The 19,751-nt window shown below is 70.7% G+C and carries 16 protein-coding genes; 11 read left to right on the plus strand and 5 right to left on the minus strand.

The genetic code is table 11. The annotated features are described in order from the left end of the window. Positions 1-249: 249 nt before the first annotated feature. The 6 genes from gltB to L8M95_RS11945 all read left to right on the plus strand — a co-directional run bounded on the left by gltB (position 250) and on the right by L8M95_RS11945 (position 8,106). On the plus strand, positions 250-4,851 hold the full coding sequence (gene gltB / locus L8M95_RS11920) for a glutamate synthase large subunit (RefSeq protein WP_260486352.1): 4,602 nt from the start codon (positions 250-252) through the stop codon (positions 4,849-4,851). After that, positions 4,844-6,316, plus strand: a complete 1,473-nt coding sequence (locus tag L8M95_RS11925; protein WP_260486353.1) for a glutamate synthase subunit beta — start codon at positions 4,844-4,846, stop codon at positions 6,314-6,316. Before gltB ends, L8M95_RS11925 begins: the two co-directional genes overlap by 8 nt. An 88-nt stretch (positions 6,317-6,404) precedes the next feature. Next, positions 6,405-6,752 (plus strand): hypothetical protein, encoded by a 348-nt coding sequence (locus L8M95_RS11930; protein ID WP_260486355.1) that lies wholly within the window; start codon positions 6,405-6,407, stop codon positions 6,750-6,752. Positions 6,753-6,864: 112 nt separating this feature from the next. Further along, on the plus strand, positions 6,865-7,077 hold the full coding sequence (locus L8M95_RS11935) for an RNA-binding S4 domain-containing protein (RefSeq protein ID WP_260489242.1): 213 nt from the start codon (positions 6,865-6,867) through the stop codon (positions 7,075-7,077). Continuing rightward, positions 7,077-7,631, plus strand: a complete 555-nt coding sequence (locus L8M95_RS11940; RefSeq protein WP_260486356.1) for a hypothetical protein — start codon at positions 7,077-7,079, stop codon at positions 7,629-7,631. The genes L8M95_RS11935 and L8M95_RS11940 overlap by 1 nt, the downstream gene beginning before the upstream one ends. A 112-nt stretch (positions 7,632-7,743) precedes the next feature. Beyond that, on the plus strand, positions 7,744-8,106 hold the full coding sequence (locus L8M95_RS11945) for a hypothetical protein (RefSeq protein ID WP_260486357.1): 363 nt from the start codon (positions 7,744-7,746) through the stop codon (positions 8,104-8,106). Positions 8,107-8,197: 91 nt separating this feature from the next. Here the strand turns inward: L8M95_RS11945 and rraA are convergent, their stop codons facing one another. Continuing rightward, positions 8,198-8,680, minus strand: coding sequence for a ribonuclease E activity regulator RraA (gene rraA / locus L8M95_RS11950; RefSeq protein WP_260486358.1), 483 nt, complete (start codon positions 8,678-8,680; stop codon positions 8,198-8,200). Positions 8,681-8,814: 134 nt separating this feature from the next. On the opposite strand from rraA, the gene L8M95_RS11955 reads away from it, so the two are divergent. The 3 genes from L8M95_RS11955 (at position 8,815) to L8M95_RS11965 (ending at position 12,674) form a co-directional block, all read left to right on the plus strand. After that, on the plus strand, positions 8,815-9,981 hold the full coding sequence (locus tag L8M95_RS11955) for an amidohydrolase family protein (RefSeq protein ID WP_260486359.1): 1,167 nt from the start codon (positions 8,815-8,817) through the stop codon (positions 9,979-9,981). Beyond that, positions 9,978-11,495, plus strand: a complete 1,518-nt coding sequence (locus tag L8M95_RS11960; RefSeq protein ID WP_260486360.1) for a phospholipase D-like domain-containing protein — start codon at positions 9,978-9,980, stop codon at positions 11,493-11,495. Before L8M95_RS11955 ends, L8M95_RS11960 begins: the two co-directional genes overlap by 4 nt. A 108-nt stretch (positions 11,496-11,603) precedes the next feature. Further along, the gene (locus L8M95_RS11965) at positions 11,604-12,674 is read left to right on the plus strand and encodes a hypothetical protein (RefSeq protein WP_260486361.1); all 1,071 of its coding nucleotides are present in this window, start codon (positions 11,604-11,606) and stop codon (positions 12,672-12,674) included. 42 nt (positions 12,675-12,716) lie between these two features. Here the strand turns inward: L8M95_RS11965 and L8M95_RS11970 are convergent, their stop codons facing one another. Together L8M95_RS11970 and L8M95_RS11975 are read right to left on the minus strand one after the other, a co-directional pair. Next, positions 12,717-13,604: an oxidoreductase gene (locus L8M95_RS11970; protein WP_260486362.1), complete on the minus strand. Its 888-nt coding sequence runs from the start codon at positions 13,602-13,604 to the stop codon at positions 12,717-12,719. Between the two features lie 55 nt (positions 13,605-13,659). Next, entirely contained in the window at positions 13,660-14,454 is a 795-nt protein-coding gene (locus tag L8M95_RS11975; protein ID WP_260486363.1) for a MerR family transcriptional regulator, read from the minus strand. A 136-nt stretch (positions 14,455-14,590) separates the two neighbouring features. Between L8M95_RS11975 and L8M95_RS11980 the strand changes: the two genes are divergently transcribed. Next, a complete protein-coding gene (locus L8M95_RS11980; RefSeq protein ID WP_260486364.1) occupies positions 14,591-16,156 on the plus strand; it encodes a succinic semialdehyde dehydrogenase in 1,566 nt (521 codons plus the stop codon). Between the two features lie 235 nt (positions 16,157-16,391). Here L8M95_RS11980 and L8M95_RS11985 read toward each other — a convergent pair whose 3' ends face one another. Next, entirely contained in the window at positions 16,392-17,006 is a 615-nt protein-coding gene (locus L8M95_RS11985) for a copper resistance CopC family protein (protein ID WP_260486365.1), read from the minus strand. Further along, the gene (locus L8M95_RS11990) at positions 17,003-17,878 is read right to left on the minus strand and encodes a DUF6474 family protein (RefSeq protein ID WP_260486366.1); all 876 of its coding nucleotides are present in this window, start codon (positions 17,876-17,878) and stop codon (positions 17,003-17,005) included. Before L8M95_RS11990 ends, L8M95_RS11985 begins: the two co-directional genes overlap by 4 nt. 81 nt (positions 17,879-17,959) lie before the next feature. Between L8M95_RS11990 and L8M95_RS11995 the strand changes: the two genes are divergently transcribed. Continuing rightward, entirely contained in the window at positions 17,960-19,639 is a 1,680-nt protein-coding gene (locus tag L8M95_RS11995) for a TM0106 family RecB-like putative nuclease (RefSeq protein ID WP_260486367.1), read from the plus strand. Positions 19,640-19,751 lie beyond the last annotated feature (112 nt).

Here is a 19,751-nt window from a genome sequence, read left to right on the forward strand (position 1 = left end):
GGCCCGCCCGGGGAGTGTTCTCCCGGGGCGGGCCTTCCGTCATCTCGCGCGCAGGTGGAGCGGGGTCCCTGAGAGAAATCTCACAAGGTGGAACCAGCTTCCCATGTCAGGCGCAACAGTTTGACTTTCCCAATTTGTGTGCTGTGCCCCTCTTGCCCATATTATTTCCCAGCCAGAGCACTTCGGTCCTCTGAGTACGGGTGCTCCAGACACCACGGAGTCCGCCCGTCGACAAGCGAAGGCGAACACATGATGACGACTCCCGGCCCCAAGAGCCTGTACCGCCCTGAATACGAACACGACTCGTGTGGTGTCGCGTTCGTCGTGGACATGTACGGACGTCAGTCCCGGGACATCGTCGAGAAGGCGATCGCCGCCCTGGTCAACCTCGAGCACCGTGGCGCCGTGGGCGCCGAGGCCAACACGGGCGACGGCACGGGCTTGTTGATCCAGGTACCGGATTTGTTCCTCCGCGAGGTAATGCGTGAGGAGCAGAACGTAGAGCTGCCTGAGGCCGGTGCATATGCCACCGGCCTTTGTTTTCTCCCCCAGTCCCGCATGCTCGCGATGGACGCCATGCGGATGGTCGAGCGGATCGCCGCAGAGCAGGGCGTGACCGTCGTCGGGTGGCGTGAGGTCCCGGTCGACGATTCCACGGTCGGCGCGATCTCCCGCGACGCGCAGCCCAGCATCCGTCAGATCTTCGTCAAGGCCGCCGGCCCCGGCGGGACGCTGCTCACGGGGTTGGAACTGGAGCGCAAGTGCTTCGTCGTGCGCAAGCGCTGCGAGCACGAGCTGGGCTCCAAGGGGCCGGGCAAGGGGGACCTCGGTTCCGAGACCGTGTACTTCCCGTCCCTGAGCCCGCGCACCTTCGTCTACAAGGGCATGCTCACCGAGAAGCAGCTCCCGGAGTTCTACCTGGACCTCCAGGACGAGCGCGTGGAATCCGCCCTGGGCATCGTCCACTCGCGCTTCTCCACCAACACGTTCCCCGCGTGGCCGCTGGCGCACCCGTTCCGCTACGTCGCCCACAACGGTGAGATCAACACCGCCCGGGGCAACGAGAACTGGATGCGGGCCCGCGAGTCACTGATGACCAGCGAGCACATCGAGGACCTGTCGGCGGCCCTGCCCATCTGTACCCCGGGCGGCTCCGACACCGCGCGCTTCGACGAGGCGCTCGAGTTGCTGACCCTGGCCGGACGCACCCTGCCGCATGCCGTGCTCATGATGGTCCCGGAGGCGTGGGAACGCCACGAGACGATGGACCCCGCCAAGCGGGCGTTCTACGAGTACCACTCCTCCCTCATGGAGGCGTGGGACGGACCGGCTTCCATCACGTTCACCGACGGCACCGTGATCGGCGCAGTGCTCGACCGCAACGGTCTGCGGCCCTCCCGGATCTGGGTCACCGACGACGGGCTCGTCGTCATGGCCTCCGAGGTCGGCGTCCTCGACATCCCCCAGGACAAGGTGGTCACCAAGACCCGCCTCCGCCCAGGGCGGATGTTCCTGGTCGACACCGCCCAGGGGCGGATCATCGACGACGAGGAGATCAAGACCGGGTTGGCCGCCGAGCACCCGTACCAGCAGTGGCTCGACGAGGGAATGGTCCGACTCGAGGATCTGCCCCAGGTCGAGCATCCGTACATGCCCCACGAGCGCGTCGTCCTGCGTCAGCGGGTCTTCGGGTTCACGGAGGAGGAGCTCCGGATCCTCGTCGCCCCGATGGCAGCGGCCGGCGCCGAGGCGATCGGGTCGATGGGCACCGACACTCCGCTCCCCGTGCTGTCCGAGCGCGCGCGGATGCTGTTCGACTACTTCGCCCAGCGTTTCGCCCAGGTCACCAACCCGCCGCTCGACGCGATCCGCGAGGAGCTCGTCACCAGCTACGGCGTGACACTCGGCCCCGAGGGCGATCTCATCAACCCGGGCCCGGAGTCGTGCCGTCAGATCCGGCTCGACAACCCGATCCTCGGGAACGACGAGCTGTCGACCCTGATGGCGGCCGGCGAGACGCGCCCGGGCCTGCGTTCGGTGGTCGTGCGCGGCCTGTACAACGTCGCCCACGGCGGGCGTGGTCTCAGGATCGCCCTGGAGAGGATCCGCCGGGAGGTCTCCCACGCCATCGAGGACGGCGCCACGATCATCGTCCTGTCGGATCGGGAGTCGGATGAGCGCAACGCACCCATCCCGTCGCTGCTGCTCACCTCGGCCGTGCACCATCACCTCGTCCGGGAGAAGACCCGCACCCGGGTGAGCCTCGTCGTGGAGTCCGGTGACGCCCGCGAGGTCCACCACATGGCGGTCCTGTTCGGCTATGGTGCCGAGGCGATCAACCCCTACATGGCGTTCGAGTCCATCGACGAGCTCGTCAAGGCCGGGCACATCACCGGTGTGGACACTCCCGCGGCCTGCGCCAACTACCGCAAGGCCGCTGCCAAGGGCGTGCTCAAGGTGATGTCCAAGATGGGCATCTCGACGCTCGCGTCCTACACCGGCGCGCAGCTCTTCGACATCACGGGACTCTCGCAGGAGATGTGCGACGAGTACTTCACGGGCTCGGTGAGCCCCATCGACGGCATCGGCCTAGACGAGATCGCAGAGGACGTGGCGCGCCGCCACCGCTTCGCGTTCCTGCCGCGGCCGGAGGAGGCCGCGCACCGCGAGCTCGAGATCGGCGGCGAGTACCAGTGGCGCCGCGAGGGCGAGTATCACCTGTTCAACCCGGACACGGTGTTCAAGCTCCAGCACTCCACGCGCTCCGGTCGCTACGAGATCTTCAAGGAGTACACCAAGCTCGTCGACGACCAGTCGGAGCGCCTGGCGACCCTCCGCGGCCTGTTCGATCTGAAGGGGACCCGTCCCCCGGTGCCGATCGAGGAGGTCGAACCGGTCTCGGAGATCGTCAAGCGTTTCTCCACGGGCGCGATGAGCTACGGCTCCATCTCGGCAGAGGCCCACGAGACGCTGGCGATCGCCATGAACCGTCTCCACGCCCGGTCCAACTCGGGCGAGGGCGGGGAGTCGATCGACCGCTTCAGCCCCGACCCCAACGGGGACTGGCGCCGCTCGGCCATCAAGCAGGTGGCCTCCGGCCGGTTCGGTGTGACCAGCAACTACCTGGCCAACTGCACCGACATCCAGATCAAGATGGCCCAGGGCGCCAAGCCGGGCGAGGGCGGTCAGCTCCCGCCGGGCAAGGTCTACCCGTGGGTCGCCGAGGTCCGCGGATCGACCCCGGGCGTCGGGCTGATCTCGCCGCCGCCGCACCACGACATCTACTCGATCGAGGACCTGGCGCAGCTCATCTATGACCTGAAGAACGCCAATCCCGAGGCCCGGATCCACGTCAAGCTCGTGGCCGAGCAGGGCGTGGGCACCGTCGCGACCGGCGTGTCCAAGACCCACGCCGACGTCGTGCTCATCTCCGGGCACGACGGCGGTACCGGCGCCTCGCCGCTGACCTCGCTGAAGCACGCGGGCGGACCCTGGGAACTGGGGCTCGCCGAGACCCAGCAGACCCTGCTGGTCAACGGGTTGCGCGACCGGATCGTCGTGCAGGTCGACGGGCAGCTCAAGACGGGGCGCGACGTCATCGTCGCCGCACTGCTCGGCGGCGAGGAGTTCGGCTTCGCGACGGCTCCGCTCGTCGTGGCCGGGTGCGTGATGATGCGCGTGTGCCACCTCGACACCTGCCCCGTCGGCGTGGCCACCCAGAACCCGGTCCTGCGCGAGCGGTTCAACGGCAAGGCCGAGTACGTGGTGAACTTCATGGAGTTCATCGCCGAGGAGGTGCGCGAGTACCTCGCCGAGCTCGGATTCCGCACCCTCGACGAGGCGATCGGCCACTCCGAGTGCCTCGACAAGTCGCGGGCGTTCGCCCATAACAAGCGCGTCGCCAAGCTCGACCTGGAACCGATCTTCGCCCAGGCGGAGTCCCCGTTCATGCACCAGGACCTGCGGAACACCAAGTCGCAGGACCACAAGCTCGAGGGTGTCGTGGACCGCAGGCTCATCGAGGACTGCCGCAGTGTGATCGACGACGCCTCGTCGGGGTCGTACACGGGCAGTTACCCGATCAGCAACGTCAACCGCTCGGTGGGCACCATGCTCAGCCACGAGATCTCCAAGGCCCATGGTGGTGCCGGCCTCCCGGACGGGTCGATCGACCTGAGCTTCACCGGATCCGCCGGCAACTCTCTCGGGGCGTTCCTCGCCTCGGGTGTGACGGTGCGCGTGTTCGGTGACGCCAACGACTACGTGGGCAAGGGCCTGTCGGGGGGCCGCATCGTGGTTCGACCCGCAGAGGACGCCGCGCCCGACTTCGTGGCCGAGAACAACATCATCGCCGGCAACGTGATCTGCTACGGAGCCACCGCCGGCGAGGTCTTCCTCCGCGGCATCGTGGGTGAGCGCTTCTGCGTGCGCAACTCGGGCGTCACCGCGGTCGTGGAGGGCGTGGGCGACCACGCCTGCGAGTACATGACGGGCGGACGCGTCGTCGTACTGGGGGAGACGGGCCGGAACGTCGCGGCAGGTATGTCCGGAGGCGTCGCGTACTTCTACGACCCGCAGGGCGTCCTGCCGGAGAACCTCAACGTCGAACTCGTCGACACCGATGAGCTGACGAGCGAGGACGTGGAGTTCCTCCACGGCATCGTGGAGCGCCACGTGGAGGAGACCGATTCGGCCCGGGGCCGGGAGATCCTCGGCGGCTGGGCCCAGAACGTGAACCATTTCGCCAAGGTCATGCCGCGCGACTACAAGCGTGTGCTGCTGGCCATCGAGCAGGCGGAGAAGGACGGACGCAACGTGGACGAGGCGATCATGGAGGCCGCAAATGGCTGACCCGAAGGGCTTTCTCAAGCACACCGAGCGGGAGCTGCCCGAGCGCCGCCCCGTCGATCTGCGAATCATGGACTGGAAGGAAGTCTACGAGTCGACGACCCTCCCGGAAGACGACCTGAAGACCCAGGCCAGCCGCTGCATGAGCTGCGGTATCCCGTTCTGTCACCAGGGGTGTCCGCTGGGCAACATCATCCCGGAGTGGAACGACCTCGTGCACCGCGGGAAGTGGGACGCCGCGGTCGACCGGTTGCACGCGACCAACAACTTCCCGGAGTTCACCGGCCGTCTCTGCCCCGCACCCTGTGAGGGCTCGTGCGTCCTGGGCATCAACCAGCCGCCGGTGACGATCAAGCAGATCGAGGTCGAGATCGCCGAGGCGGCGTGGGCCGACGGCGGCATGGAGCCGGTCATCCCGTCATTCCGCACGGGCCAGACCGTCGCGGTCGTGGGTTCGGGACCGGCGGGCCTGGCGGCCGCTCAGCAGCTCACGCGCGCCGGTCACTCGGTCACGGTGTTCGAGCGGGACGACCGCATCGGTGGGCTCATGCGATACGGGATCCCCGAGTTCAAGATGGAGAAGGCGATCCTCGACCGCCGCCTGGCACAGATGGAGGCGGAGGGAACGGTCTTCCGTCCCGGTGTCAACGTCGGCAAGGACATCACGGCGTCGCAGCTGCGCGAGCAGTTCGACGCGGTGGTGCTGAGCGGTGGCGCCACCATGAGGCGGGATCTGCCCGTGCCGGGCCGGGAGCTGGACGGCATCCATCAGGCCATGGACTACCTGCCCCTGGCCAACAAGGCAGCGGTCGGCGACCCGGTGGTGGATGCCGACGGGCTGCCCGCGATTCACGCGCGTGACAAGCACGTCATCATCATCGGTGGCGGCGACACCGGAGCGGACTGCCTCGGTACGGCGACCCGTCAGGGCGCCAAGTCGGTCAAGAGCTTCGAGATCATGCCCCGCCCGCCGGCCACCCGCGCGGCCTCGACGCCGTGGCCGGTGTACCCGCTGATGTTCCGCACGGCCTCGGCGCACGAGGAGAACGGTGAGCGCGTCTACGGAGTGTCCACCGCGGAGTTCGTCGGTGAGAACGGACATGTGACCGCACTCAAGGGCTCCGAGGTGAGGATGGTGGACGGGCGCTTCGAGCCCGTTCCCGGTACGGACTTCGAGTACCCGGCGGACCTGGTCCTGCTGGCGATGGGGTTCACCGGTGCGCAGAAGGCCGGGCTGTGTTCGGACCTCGGGGTGGACTTCACCGACCGCGGCAACGTCGATCGTGACGGCACCTACGCCACCAACGTCGACGGCGTGTTCGTCGCCGGTGACATGGGCCGCGGTCAGTCGCTGATCGTGTGGGCGATCGCGGAGGGCCGTGCCGCGGCCGCATCGGTGGACCGTTTCCTGATGGGCGAGACGGCGCTGCCCGCGCCGGTTCGCCCGACGGACGTCGCGCAGCGCTGAGATCCGACGTGGCGCCTGACCTTAATGGAACATAAGATCAGGGTTACTCTGACATCAGGCCGTCCGGCCTCCGTCACGGAAGGCATCCATGGTCCGCCGCCGCCCCGCCAGCATGTTCGTCGCGCTCTGCGCAACGTTCGTCCTGGTCGGGGCGCCGGTCGCGTCGGCGCAGTTCCCGGACCCCGGTGTCCGCGCGGAGGTGACGGATCTGCCCGTACTCAGCGAGTTGCCACCACTGCCGTCGAAGGGCGAGTCCCCGCACGTGGACGAGCAGGAGGACACCGGCTCCTCGGGCATGTCGGGAGTGCAGATCACCGCCCTGGCGCTCGCCGCCGCGGTACTCGTGGCCGGCGGGGCCGGCTTGGCTCTGGTGACGCGGCGCGGGCGCGGGGTGCTTCCGGACGAGCCGCCGCGGAGGACGGGTCACTCCGTCTGATGAGGCGCCCGATAGGCTCGAACCCATGAGCCGCCACATCGCAGGACGAGGACGGGCCGGGCGGGCGACGACCCCGCCGGCCCGCCCGCCGGTCGACGACGTCGAATGCGACCTGGGGACCAAGCTCACACTGGGCCAGTTCCTCAAGTTGGCGTCGCTGATCGATTCGGGCGCCGAGGCCAAGGACGCGGTCGCCTCCGGTGCCGTGAGCGTCAACGGCGAGGTCGACGCGCGGCGGGGACGTGGGCTGGTCGACGGTGACGTGGTGGAGTTCGGGGGCCGTTCGGCCCGCGTGGTCGCGGGTGATCGACGGGGAGAGGCCTGATGGCTGACGAGACGCAGGGCAGGGTCCAGGCTCCGGTGGTGCTGCACGACGATGACCCCGGCGCCAGACGGTACGCCGCCTGGCTCGCCGAGGAGTTCGACACCGGCTCCACCCATCACGACGACGCCGACCCGGCCGAACTCGTCGTCGCCGGGACGGTCGTTCTCATCACCGGTATGCGGTCCGGCGGTGGGCTGGGCGGTTCGGCGTTCATCCGGGACAACTGGGAGGCGCTCGTCGAGGCCGGACGTCGGGTCGCGGTGGTCATGGTGGGCCCGACCCCGGTCACCGATGACGCCAGGATCGAACTCATGTCGAGCGAGTTCTCGGGGGACCAACTGCGCGACCTCAAGCTCTTCCAGCTGCGCGGCGTGATAACCCCGGACCAGCTGGGATTCCGTCAGCGGCTGGGAATCAAGACCGCTCTCGCGGCGCTGCGGCGCAAGCCCGAGCGAACGCCGGAGGAGGACGCCATGCTCGAGCTGGGTGGGCTGGACCTGACCGACCGGGCCTCGCTGGGGCCCCTGCTGCGCTGGATCCGCCGCGAGGCCTGACCGTTCGGACGGGCAGAAGACCCCGTGTCACGTGCCGCCGGGGTGTGACCACCGATACGATCACCTGCGGACGACCTCGCCGCGGGGCGGGTCGCTGACCCGGAGGATCTCGATGCGCACGACCACCCTTGCCGCGGCCGCCTCGGCGCTCGCCGCCGCCGCCTTGCTGACCGGAGCCGGAACGGCGGCGGCAGACGAGCCGGACGAGCCCGCGGAGATGGGAACGATTCGCAGCCTGCTCCTCGCTCCGAACGTGGGGGAGGCGCTCGGCAGCATCGGCTACGGGTCGCTCGGGACCGCCTCGCTGATGGACCTGCTCGGCCAGCTGATCAACACCGGATCGGTGGTCCTGTCCGTCGATCTGCCCAACTCGACGGGCTCGTATGCGCCCGGTTCGCTGGGCAGCTACGGGCCCGAGGCATCGATCGGTGACGTGCTCACCATCCCGGTCGCCAGCCTCGGGGGAGCCTCCTGACCACGTCCGGGATCATCCCACCCGGCCCGCACCGAACCGTTCCGCGCCGCCCTCGCGCCCACGTCGGAGGCGCGACGGCGTCGGCGAGGAGTCAGCGCAGCACGATCCCGTCGGAATCGGCGTAGAGGGTGTCGCCGGGGACGAACTCGACCCCGCCGAAGCTCACGGTGACGTCGCGCTCGCCCGCGCCGGTCTTGGTGGACTTGCGGGGGTTGGTCCCCAGGGCCTTACAGCCGAAGTCCATGCCGCCCACGACCGCCGAGTCGCGGATGGCGCCGTTGACCACGACGCCCGCCCACCCGTTGGAACGACCGAGTTCGGCGATCAGGTCGCCCACCAGGGCGGTGTGGAGGCTGCCGCCGCCGTCGATCACCAGGACACGGCCCTCGCCGGGCTCCCCGAGCACGCTCTTGAGCAGCGCGTTGTCCTGGAAGCACCGGACGGTGGAGACGGGACCGAAGAACTCGGTCCGTCCGCCGAGGTCGCGGAACTGGGTGTCGCAGCTTCGGACGTCCTCGCCGATCTCGTCGACGAGGTCCGCGGTGGGGACGAATCCGGCGGGGGTGTCGGTCATGCGGGGCCTCCTGGGACGTGGACTGTTCATGGCAACGCTATCCGGGCGCGCTCCCGCGGGGGAGCCCGCCCGTGGGGGACAATAACCGGTGAAGGGTGCGCCGCCATCGTCCGAGAACCCGGAAGGAGCCCTCCGTGGCCCAGTACGAACTCCTGATCCACGCCCGACGCGCGGTGGTCGACGGTCGGATCCAGCAGGCGGCGGTCACGGTGGACGGTGGTGTGATCTCGTCGGTGCGGACGGGGTCCGACGCGCGGGACATCGGCCTGGCGGGCGATCACACGATCGCGCTCGGTGACGATGTGGTCCTCATGCCCGGGCTCGTCGACCCCCACGTCAGTACCGAGGACGTCGCGGTGGGGACGCGCTCGGCGGCCCAGGGCGGGATCACCACGGTGGTGGACTACGGCACCGACGGGGACCCGGTCGCCGTCCAGCCGGAGGACGTGGACCGGTGGCGGGAGAAGGTCACGGGCGAGTCCACGGTCGACGTGGGGCTCTGGGGCGCGGCGGTGCCGGGGAATCTCGGCAGGCTCGGGGCCCTCCTGGACCGTGGCGTGTTCGGGGTGTCCGCCGTGGCCACAGGAAAGGGCGTCGACGGCGCACCGACACTGGACTCCGCGCAACTCGTGGCGGCCGCCGAGGAGGTCGCCGCGGCCGGCGGCGTGTTCGCCGTGGACGCCGGGATGGACGACCTGCCCGGTCTATTGAAGGTCTGCCGACGTACGGGCGGTCGGCTGCACGTGCGGGCGGTGTCCGACCATGAGGAACTGCCACTGCTACGCGAGGCCCGGGCGGACGGGGTGGCGGTGACCGCCTCGACCAGCCCGCACATGCTGGCCCTGGTCTCCGAGGTCACCCACGGCGGCCCCGCGGTCGCGCGACTCGACCCGCCGATCCGGGACGCCGCCAACCGCGAACTGTTGTGGGATGCGCTGCGTGACGGCACGATCGACGCCGTGGCCTCGGCCCGGTTGGGACTGTCGGTGGTGTGGACCGAGGCCCGCCGCCGCGGGTTCGATCTCTCCGACGTGGCGAACTGGATGGCCGTGCGCACGGCCGGGGTCGTGGGCCTGAGCGACCGCGGTGAGATCCGGGTCGGTCTGCGCGCGGACTTCGCCGCGGTCGGGGACGACGAGGCCTTCGTCGTCCTGCCGGGGACTCGCGAGCTGGGTTCGGCGGACTCGGTGTACGCCCAACGCGCCCTGGCGGGCGTGGTGCGGTGGACGATGCGGGGCGGAACGGTGATCGACCCCCGGGCGCTTGCCCTCGGGACGGTCCTGACCCGCACGACCGCGTGAACCCCACGACGATCGGTCTCGACCTCCCGTTCCCGGAGGGCGTCACCTCGGCGCTGCTCATCACCGAGTACGTCATCAAGATTCTCGCGCTGGGGATGGTGCCGGAGAACCGGCAACCCTCGTCCTCGCAGGCGTGGCTGTTGGCGATCCTCTTCATCCCGGTGGTGGGGGTGCCGCTGTTCCTGCTGCTGGGCAACCCCTACATCACCGGTAGGCGCCACATCATCCAGGCCGAGGCGAACCTGTTGTACGCGAACGCGCTCGAGCAGCGGCCCACGGTGCCCGACGGTGTGCAGGTGGGCCCCGGGGTGCGGACGATCCTGGAGATGAACCGCACCCTCACGGCGATCCCCGCCATGTCCGGCGACTTCGTCGCACTGCACTCGGACTACAGACGATCGCTGGCGGCGATGACACAGGCGGTGCGGACCGCTCGGGACCACGTGCACATCGAGTTCTACGCGCAGTCGTGGGACTCCGAGACCGATGAGTTCTTCATCGCCGCGGTGGAGGCCGCCGAGCGGGGGGTCGCGGTCCGGGTGCTGGTCGACCACCTCGGTTCCCTGCGCTACCGGGGATTCAAGAAGCTGCGCAAGCGGCTGCGGCGTACCCCGGTCGAGTTCCACCTGATGCTGCCGGTCAACCCGTTCCGGGGCCGTTTCCGCCGCCCTGACCTGCGTAACCACCGGAAGATGCTCATCGTGGACGGGCTCCACGGCTTCATCGGGTCGCAGAACCTCATCGAGCGCCACTACGGCAGTTCCCGCAACGCCCGGCTCGGCCGTGAGTGGGTGGACCTCATGATGGAGGTCCGCGGGGAGATCGTCCAGGCGATGGACAGCGTGTTCGCGGTGGACTGGTACTCCGAGTCCGGCGAGGTGATCGGCACGTTGGAGGACGTCGCGCAGGGGGCGCCGCTGGCCCCCGGGCGCAAGGGTGGGGACCCGACGGCGGGGGACCCGGTCAGCGCGTTCCAGTTGGTCCCGTCCGGCCCGGGGTACCGGACTCAACCCGGACTGCGGATGTTCACCCAGCTCATCGGACAGGCACGCGAGCGGGTCCGGATCGTCAGCCCGTACTTCGTCCCGGACGACGCCCTCCTGCACGCCATCACGTCGGCGTCGTTCCGCGGGGTGGGGGTGGAGCTGTTCGTCCCCGAGAACGCCGACCAGTTCCTCGTCCATCACGCCCAGCGGTCGTACTACCGCGCGTTGCTCGAGGCTGGTGTGGTGATCCACCGCTTCCGCTCCCCGGCGGTCCTGCACACCAAGACGGTGTTGATCGACGACTACGCCGGGGTCGTGGGATCGAGCAACATGGATCAGCGCTCGTTCAACCTCAACTTCGAGATCAGTCTGCTGGTCCTGGGTGGCGAGGCGGTCGCGGAGCTGGGCGACGTGGTGGACGCCTACCTGCAGGACTGCACGACCCTGGGGCTCGAGGCGTGGATGAGCCGGCCATGGCCGGGGCGGTACGTCGACAACGTCGCGCGCCTCACCTCGGCTCTGCAGTAGGGCGGGCTCTGCAGTAGATCGCACGCTACAGTCGGGCGATACCGCAGTAGTACGCTCATCGGAGCGCGGGTCGCACAGGCCCGCCCATGCGACGAGAGGCTGTACCCGATGCCCCAGACCCGTTCCGGAGTCCGGACCAGGCGCCTCGGCGCCGCTGTCACCGCCACCGTGTTGGCTGCCGTCGCGGCTCCTGCGCCGGGGTACGCCCAGGAGGAATCCGGGTCGGGTTCGACGTTGCCCGCGGAGACGGGCAACAGCAGTGTCGACCAGCTGATCGGCCAGCTGCCCGAGGAGATCGTCATCGGCGGCGGGGCACTCGGGTCCGAGGGACTGCGCGACACCGGCAGCGCGCCGGTGGCCGACGCCGGTCTGTCACTGGGCCAGGCGGTCGGGTCGGTGGCGCCGCTCGAGGCGCTGGGATCGGCGGGCGGGTCCGCCGCGGCGTCGGTGGCGTCCTCCGGGAGCCTGCCGGGGTCCGTCTACGCCAATGCGACCGGATCGATCGGGTCGGGCACCATCGGGCTGGGGTCGATCAAGATCCCCGAGTACATTTTCCCGGTTCTGAGCGTGCAACTCGCGGGTGGATTCTTCACCGCGCTGGGGGAGCGGCAGGAGGCCGGCGAGCTCTACCCGCACGAGTTGGACTTCTGGCACGGGATCGTCGAGGGCTCAGCCGAGGGCGGTGCCCTGCTCACCGACGCCGCGGACGCCGCGGGCACCGAGCTGCCCGGCGGGCTGGCGGGGAGCATCGAGGCGGTCCAGATCGCCGCGCTGGCGGACCCCCACGAGGAGAACGAACGTCGTCGCGCCGAGGCGGAGGCGGAGGAGGGGGCCGCTGAGGCCGCCGGGGACTCCGAGCCCGACACCGCCGGTGCCGCCGACGGCGAATCGGGCGCGACGGGCGAGGGAGACGACGACGAGACCGGCGACTCCCCGGCCGGCGCGAACGGTCCCGCCCGCGAGGGGCAGAGCGGAACCGACGGCGTGGGCGCCACCCTCGGCGCCGCGGCCACTCCGGTTGCCGCCACGCCTGCGGGTCAGGCCCCCGCCGCGGCGGCGCCGTCGGACCCCGCCGCGCTGGCCGTCACCGGCGTGGAGACCACCACGCTGGTGGGCGTGGCCGCCGTGACGGTTCTGCTGGGCGGGCTGCTGCTGGCCTTCGCCCGCCGGCGCGCGTAGGGCCCGGGCCTCGTCGTCGTCCCTCCGGACGCCCCTGGGCGATCACCCCTGCGCGGTCATCTCCCGGCACCGGTCCCACAGCGCGCCGGCGACGTCGCGGTCGTGGGACGCCTTGGTGGAGTGCACGGTGGTGGGGTACCCGGTGAGTTCCCCGGGGCCGTCGGGGCCGATGTACGCGCCGCCCGGAACGGACCCCACGGTCGCCGCGTAGAGCTGCGGTAGGGCACCTCGCTCGGCCGGCTGCACCAGGAACGGGATCTTCTCGACGCCCTTCATGAGCAGATCCTGCACGCGGCTGCCGCTGCGGTACTGCAGATTGGTCGCCGAGTACCCCGGGTGCGCGGCCACCGCCTTGAGCGACGACCCCGCGGCGTCCAGGCGACGCTGCTGCTCGTAGGCGAGCATCACGCACGCCAGCTTGGACGCGGCGTAGACCGGCATCGGCGAGTAGCGGCGGCGGGTCCAGTCCAGATCGTCCGGGTCCACCGAGCCGAAGCGGTGCATCATCGAGCCCAACCACACCACCCTGTCGGTGAGCGCCGGCGCGACGTGCTCGGTGAGGGCGAAGTGGCCGAGCACGTTGACGCCGAACTGCATCTCGTGGCCCTGCGCCGTGCTCGACCGCGGGATGTTCATCAGTCCCGCGTTGTTGATGAGCACGTCGGGTGCACGACCCGCGAGGAGCTCACCCGCCGCGTGTACGGAGTCGAGGTCGGCCAGATCCAGCTCCACGACCTCGGCGCGCTCCGGGTGCGCGAGTGTCGCGCGGGCGGTCTCGGCGCGGCCGGTGTCACGGCAGGCCATGATCACGCGTGCGCCCGCGTCGGTCAGCGCGCGGGTGGACTGCAGGCCCAGCCCGGAGTTGGCTCCGGTGACCACGAAGGTCCGGCCGGTCTGGTCGGGGATGTCGGCTGTGGTCCATCGGCTCATGCGGGCCAGCGTACGGCCGCGTACCGACATCGCCCACCGGCTCATGCGGACCGGCTCACTCCCAGGTGGCGGTGTCCGGGTCGACGCCGTGCGCCCGGGCGTTGGCCTCGACGGCGGCGACCAGCCACTGCGTCAGACCCGGCTCGTGCGCGTCGTAGGTCGCGGCGAACCGTTGGTCCTCGACGTACATCCGCGCCAGGCAGACCTGCATCGAGTGCGTGCAGTCGTAGAACCGGGCGATCGAGGACCGGTGCCGCTCGGCCAGCGCGGCTGCCTCGGGCGAGGCCGGGTCGACGTCGGCGCGCTTGGCGGCGGCGAGGTCGGCGTTCAGCGCGTCACCCTCGGCCTTGACCCGCCTCCATTCCTCCTTGGACATGCGCGCCGTGCGTTCCTGCGACTGCGCCCACTGCGGGGAGTCGCCCCAGCGCTGCTCGGCCTCCTCCCGGTACTCCTCCTTCCAGTCCGTGCCGAAGATCTCGGCCCGGTCCTCCGGGGTCAGTGGTGCGTTCATATCGATCGCCTCCTTCATGCGGTCGACTGCGGAGACCATCTCCTGCAGGTGCGAGATGCGTCCGACCAGCAGCTCCCGCTGGCGGGTCAGGTGAGCCAGCGCGTCGGCCTCCTGGTCGTCGAGCAGGCCCCCGATCTGCGCCAGTGGGAAGCCCAGCTCGCGGTAGACCAGGATCCGGTGGATGCGGGCGACGTCGTCGTCGTCATATACCCGGTAGTCCGACCACGTCCTGCCGCTCGCCGGCGCCAGCCCGATCCGGTCCCAGTGGTGCAGGGTCCGGACGCTCACGCCGACGAGCGCGGCGACCGCACCTACGGTGAGCCCGTCTCTCGTCGTCATCCCTCCAGCATCTCTCACATCCACGAGCGTGGTGCCTGACGCGACGTCAGGGTCAAGCCCGGGATCCGGCGACCGGCGGGCGGGGAACCGCGGCAGGCGGTACCGCTCGTCCTTACCCGCCGGTAACATCTGGGCCATGACCCGACCCGCGCCCCGTGTGTACGACCGTCTCCGCGACCTCGTCGCGATCCCCGAGTTCCGGGCCGACCCCTCGAGCCGCCCGTCGGCGGTGATCAACGAGGTCTTCACCGGCGAACCGCTGGCGGAGATCCCCGTGGGCACCGCCGACGACGTGACCGCCGCCGTCGACCGGGCCCGGGCCGCGCAGGTCGCGTGGGCCGAACGCGACATCTCCGACCGCGTCGCCGTGATCACCCGGTTCGCCAGGCAGGTCATGCGCAATCGCGGCGAGCTCATGGACATCGTGCAGGCCGAGACCGGAAAGAGCCGCGCCTCCGCGCAGGAGGAGGTGCTGGACTGCCTCATCACCGCGCGCCACTACGCCCGGACCGCACCCGGCCTGCTCGCCCCCAAGCGGGTCCAGGGCATGCTGCCGGGTCTGACCAAGGCCGTGGTGCGCCGCCAGCCCAAGGGCGTCGTGGGCGTGATCGCCCCGTGGAACTACCCGCTCAACCTCGCCGCCACCGACGCGCTCGCCGCCCTGCTCGCGGGCAACGCCGTGGTGATCAAGCCCGCGTCCATCACCCCGTTCTGCGCCCTCGCCGCCGCAGACATGCTCTACCAGGCGGGCCTGCCGCGCGACCTGTTCCAGGTGGTGCCCGGTTCGGGTGGGACCGTCGGCGGCGCGATCGTCGAGAACGTGGACTACCTCATGTTCACCGGATCCACCGCCACCGGCCGCACGCTGGGCCGCCAGTGCGGCGAACGCCTGATCGGATTCTCCGCGGAACTCGGCGGGAAGAACGCCATGATCGTCACCGCCGGCGCCGACCTCGACGAGGTGGCCGAGGTCGCCACCCGCGCGTTCTTCTCCAACTCCGGTCAGCTGTGCATCTCCGTGGAGCGGGTCTACGTGGAGCGGTCCGTGGCGCCGGAGCTCATCGAGAAGCTCTCCGCACGCGTGCAGGCCATGAGCGTCGGACCCGGCTACGACTTCGAGGCCGAGATGGGCAGCCTCATCTCCCGCGACCAGTTGGACACCGTCTCCGCGCACGTCGACGACGCCGTCGCCAAGGGCGCCCGGGTCCTCGCCGGCGGACGCGCCCGGCCCGACCTCGGACCACTGTTCTACGAGCCCACGCTGCTCACCGACGTGCCCTCCGACGCGACCTGCTACGACGAGGAGACCTTCGGCCCCGTCGTGTCGATCTACCCCGTCGACTCGGTCGAGGAGGCGATCGCCGAGGCGAACGACACCGAGTACGGGCTCAACTCGTCGGTGTTCGCCGGATCCGACGCCGAGGGCGAGCAGATCGCCGCGCGTCTGCGGACCGGCACCGTCAACGTCGGCGAGGGCTACGTCGCCGGCTGGGGCTCGGTGGCGGGTCCGATGGGCGGCATGGGCGCCTCCGGGGTGGGGCGGCGCCACGGTGACGAGGGACTGCTCAAGTACACCGAATCGCAGACGATCGCCACGCAGCGGGTCATGCACATGGGCGGGCCGTCGTTCCTGCCCCGCAAGCGGTGGCAGCAGTTGCTCGCGCCCGCCACCGACGCGATGCGCTTCCTGCCGGGGCGGTAGGCGGGCGGCGGGCGCCCGCGCGGGCGGCCGCTGCGGGCGGTGTCCGGCCGCCTCGGCCCGCCTCGTGATGCTGCCGCTCGACCTCGTGATACAGCCGCGTCCGGGCATGGCGTCTCGCGCGCCCCGGGGGGCAGGCCAGACGCCATGCCCGGACGCGGCTGTGGCTGACGTGTACAGGCGCGGGAGCAAGACGCCGGGCGGGGGAGCGGCTGCACCGCTGTGGCGGGCCCGCCCGTCAGTTACCGCGGCGCAACAGCACGAACGCGCCGCCGATGAGCAGGATCGCCAGACCGCCGACGACCCAGATCGCCGGGTTGACGCCGGTGTCCTCGCCCGAGGTCTCGTCGGCGACGTCCGCCTCGTCGCCGGCCCCGGCATCGGACCCGTCCGCCGGGGAGGCGTCTCCACCGGCCGTGGGCTCCGCGCCGGACTCTGCGCCTGCCTCCGCGCCGTCGGCCCCGCCCGCCACGGTGAAGACCGTCGATCCGCTGACCACGTGCCCGTCGGACGAGGTCACCCGGTATCCGACGGTGTAGGCGCCGGGCTCGAGATCGTCGAGTTCGACCGTGACGGTCTCGCCCGCGACGGAGGGGTCGCCGACCACCCGGTTGCTCCGGTCGTCCCCGGCGGTCACGGCGACCGAGGCGAAGTTCTGGTTGATCTCCTCGTTGAAGGTCAGGACGATCTCGCCGGGTGGGGCGTCGAGCTCCGAACCGTCCTGCGGGACGACGGAGGTCAACACGGAGTGCGCGGCGGCGACCGGCGCGAGCACCACTGCGGGGGCGGCCGCCCCGCCGATGAGGGCGGCCGCCACCGCGATGGAGGCCATCCGCCCCCGGAGCTCCGTCACGCCTTGACGCCCAGGCGGGCGAAGATGTCCTTGTTGATGCGGTCGAGCTCGCCGGAGATAGACGAGTGGATCTCGCGCCGCTGTGCGGTGGGCGTGGTCTCGGCGGTCTCGACCGCCGTGCGCAGGTCCGTGAGTCGGGTCCGGCTGGAGGTGATGAAGTCCTTGACCTCCCGCTCGCTGCCGCGGCTCACCTCGAGCTGGTCGAGGGTCTGCTCGAGGCGGACGATGCGCACGCCGAGTGCGGCACCGGGGCCGGTGGCGTTGATGCCGGCGGCCTCGAGGTCCACCCCACCTGGCCCGGTGGGCTTGCCCGGCGACCCCTGGGCGTTGGAGACGGCCTTGTAGACCATCGGCAGCAGCACCGGGGTGGCGACCTTGGCCATGTTCAGCCACCGCTGCAGGTCGTCCTTGTTGAGCTTGGTGCCCTCGAGCTTCTTCAGCTCCATCTCGGCGAGCTGGTACTCGTGCTTGCGGCCGGCGGAGTCGATCTTCTCGGCCAGCTTGCGGTCCTTGGCCAGTAGCTTGGCCTCGCGCTTGATGGTGGCGCGCTCCTGCTTGGCGTGGACCTTCTCGTTCTTGCGGTTCCGCTTGGCGGATCTGCGGTCGAGCTTGTCCCGCTTCTCGGCGCGCTTCTCCGCGCGGCGGGCCTTGCGGTCGGCGTTCTTGCGCTCGAGCTTGGCGCGCTCCTTGGCCTCGGCCAGCTCCACGCGGTGGGCCTCCTTGGCCTTCTTGCGCGTCTCCTTGGCCGCGAGCTTGGCCTCGGTCATGGCCGTGGACTTGAGCGCCGAAGCATGGGCGCGGAGTTCGGCACGCTTGTCGCGGTAGGTCGTCAGCTTGCCCATGGGCGTCGATCCTTCTCTCGTCGCGGACATCAGGACTCCAGCCTAGGCGAATCGGGTCGCAACGAGGACCGGACCGTCGCGCGGGGCGCGGCTGGTCCATGATGGATGGCGATGGAGGACGCCGGGAACACCACGTACCGGGCCCCCGACGTGACGGTGGTGGGGCCGGCCTCGGGGGCCAGATGTCTGCACCGTGTGGCCCGCGAGCGTGACGCCCGACCGGGGTGGTGGCGGACGGCGCCGCTCGACGAGGGCGTGCGGCTGCGGGCCATGGCGGCGGCGGATCGTCGCGCGGGTCTCCGGGAACGGGCGCTGCGGGGCGCGCGCCCCGATTCCACGGTGGTGGACGTCGTGGGGGATCACTGGACGGATCTGCCGGGGGACGTCCCGGGTGACGACGACGAGAGGGCGACACTCCGGGCCCTGGCAGACGGGGCGACCCTGGTGTGGGGCGCGGCTCTTCCCGCCGATCCGCCGAGTGGCCGGGCGGGCCTCAGGTGCACCCTGGCGGCCGTGCCCGGCGGCGGGTACGCGCCGGTCCTGGTGGTCAACCACAAGGTGGTCGACCCGCGGCGTGGCAGGGGGTCCGCGACGGCGACGGTCACCCGGTTGCTCGACTGGGCGCCCGCGCCGGATCCCACGCTGCGGGTGCGGCGTCACCCCGCGGACCTGGATCGGCTCGTCCACGCGTGGCGGTTGCTCGAGTCCGTGGGCCACGCGGCGGGGTCCCCGGTCGGTGCGGTGCTGGGGTTGGGGTCGGCGCGCGCGGTGGTGCACGACCTGGGGCCGGTGCTCGACCCGGCCGACCGCACCCACGCCACGCGGCTGGCGGTGGTGCGGGGGGAGCTGGACACCGCGCCCAGCCGGATCGGCGAGTGCCGCACCTGCCCCTGGTGGGAGGGCTGGGACGACCGGGACGGGCCCGTCGAGGGGTGTCGCGACCGGCTCGTCGCGGACGATGACGTCAGCCTCGTCGTCGGCGGGGGGCATGTGGGACCCCTCCGGGCGCGGGGGATCCGGACCGTGGCGGACCTGGCGGAGGCCGGACCGGAACGGCCCACGGACTGGAACGGCGAGCCGTTCGCGGACGCGGTCCGGCGCGCGCGGGCGCACCGGGACGGCGAGGTCGTGGTGCCGAAGGTGGCCCGGCCGAGCATCCCCCGCGCGGACATCGAGGTGGACGTCGACCTCGAGAGTCACCTCGACGACGGCGCCTACCTGTGGGGGACCCTGCTCACGCTGAGGGACGGGCGCCCCCTGGAGGCCGAGGAGTACAGGCCGTTCGCCACCTGGGCCCGGTTGCCGGATCCGGACGAGGGGCGCTCGTTCGCGGAGTTCTGGCGCTGGCTCACCGGGATCCGCGACCGGGCCGCAGGGCAGGGGCGCACGTTCCGGGCGTACTGCTATTCCCGGTCGGCGGAGAACGGGTGGATGCTCTCGTCGGCGAGCAGGTTCGGCCCGGAGGGCACGGTCGTCGTCGTCAAGGGGGTCCCCTCCGTCGCCGAGGTGCGGCGCTTCATCTCCTCCCCGCTGTGGGTGGACGTCCACGAGGCTGTCTCCACCCAGTTCGTCTCGACCTCCGGCCTGGGACTCAAGGTGGTCGCCCCGGCCGCCGGGTTCACATGGCGTGATCCCGAGGCCGGGGGCGAGGCCTCGCTCGGGTGGTATCGCGACGCGCAGGCGGCGAGGGGTGTCGAGCGAGATGCCGGCCGGAATCGCATCCTCACCTACAACGAGGACGACGTCCGGGCGACGCGCGCTGTACGCGAATGGATCTCCCACTTCGTGTGATCGCCGTGCTCCGATCGACGGCCGACCGGGCCCGTCGATCCTGTGCCGGGCGGGCGGTCGGTGATATGCGCAGTGGGTGAGCGGATTTCGGCACCCTTCCCTAACTAAGATT

It is taken from the genome of Dietzia sp. B32, assembly GCF_024732245.1.
GTDB lineage: Bacteria > Actinomycetota > Actinomycetes > Mycobacteriales > Mycobacteriaceae > Dietzia.

Excerpts from the sequence above, each read along its gene's own strand:
- L8M95_RS11995 (WP_260486367.1), top strand. The coding sequence starts at position 17,960 with ATGGAGGACGCCGGGAACACCACGTACCGGGCCCCCGACGTGACGGTG.
- L8M95_RS11970 (WP_260486362.1), bottom strand. The coding sequence starts at position 13,604 with ATGAGCCGATGGACCACAGCCGACATCCCCGACCAGACCGGCCGGACC.
- L8M95_RS11940 (WP_260486356.1), top strand. The coding sequence starts at position 7,077 with ATGGCTGACGAGACGCAGGGCAGGGTCCAGGCTCCGGTGGTGCTGCAC.
- L8M95_RS11925 (WP_260486353.1), top strand. The coding sequence starts at position 4,844 with ATGGCTGACCCGAAGGGCTTTCTCAAGCACACCGAGCGGGAGCTGCCC.
- L8M95_RS11930 (WP_260486355.1), top strand. The coding sequence starts at position 6,405 with ATGGTCCGCCGCCGCCCCGCCAGCATGTTCGTCGCGCTCTGCGCAACG.
- gltB (WP_260486352.1), top strand. The coding sequence starts at position 250 with ATGATGACGACTCCCGGCCCCAAGAGCCTGTACCGCCCTGAATACGAA.
- L8M95_RS11975 (WP_260486363.1), bottom strand. The coding sequence starts at position 14,454 with ATGACGACGAGAGACGGGCTCACCGTAGGTGCGGTCGCCGCGCTCGTC.
- L8M95_RS11945 (WP_260486357.1), top strand. The coding sequence starts at position 7,744 with ATGCGCACGACCACCCTTGCCGCGGCCGCCTCGGCGCTCGCCGCCGCC.
- L8M95_RS11990 (WP_260486366.1), bottom strand. The coding sequence starts at position 17,878 with ATGTCCGCGACGAGAGAAGGATCGACGCCCATGGGCAAGCTGACGACC.
- rraA (WP_260486358.1), bottom strand. The coding sequence starts at position 8,680 with ATGACCGACACCCCCGCCGGATTCGTCCCCACCGCGGACCTCGTCGAC.
- L8M95_RS11980 (WP_260486364.1), top strand. The coding sequence starts at position 14,591 with ATGACCCGACCCGCGCCCCGTGTGTACGACCGTCTCCGCGACCTCGTC.
- L8M95_RS11965 (WP_260486361.1), top strand. The coding sequence starts at position 11,604 with ATGCCCCAGACCCGTTCCGGAGTCCGGACCAGGCGCCTCGGCGCCGCT.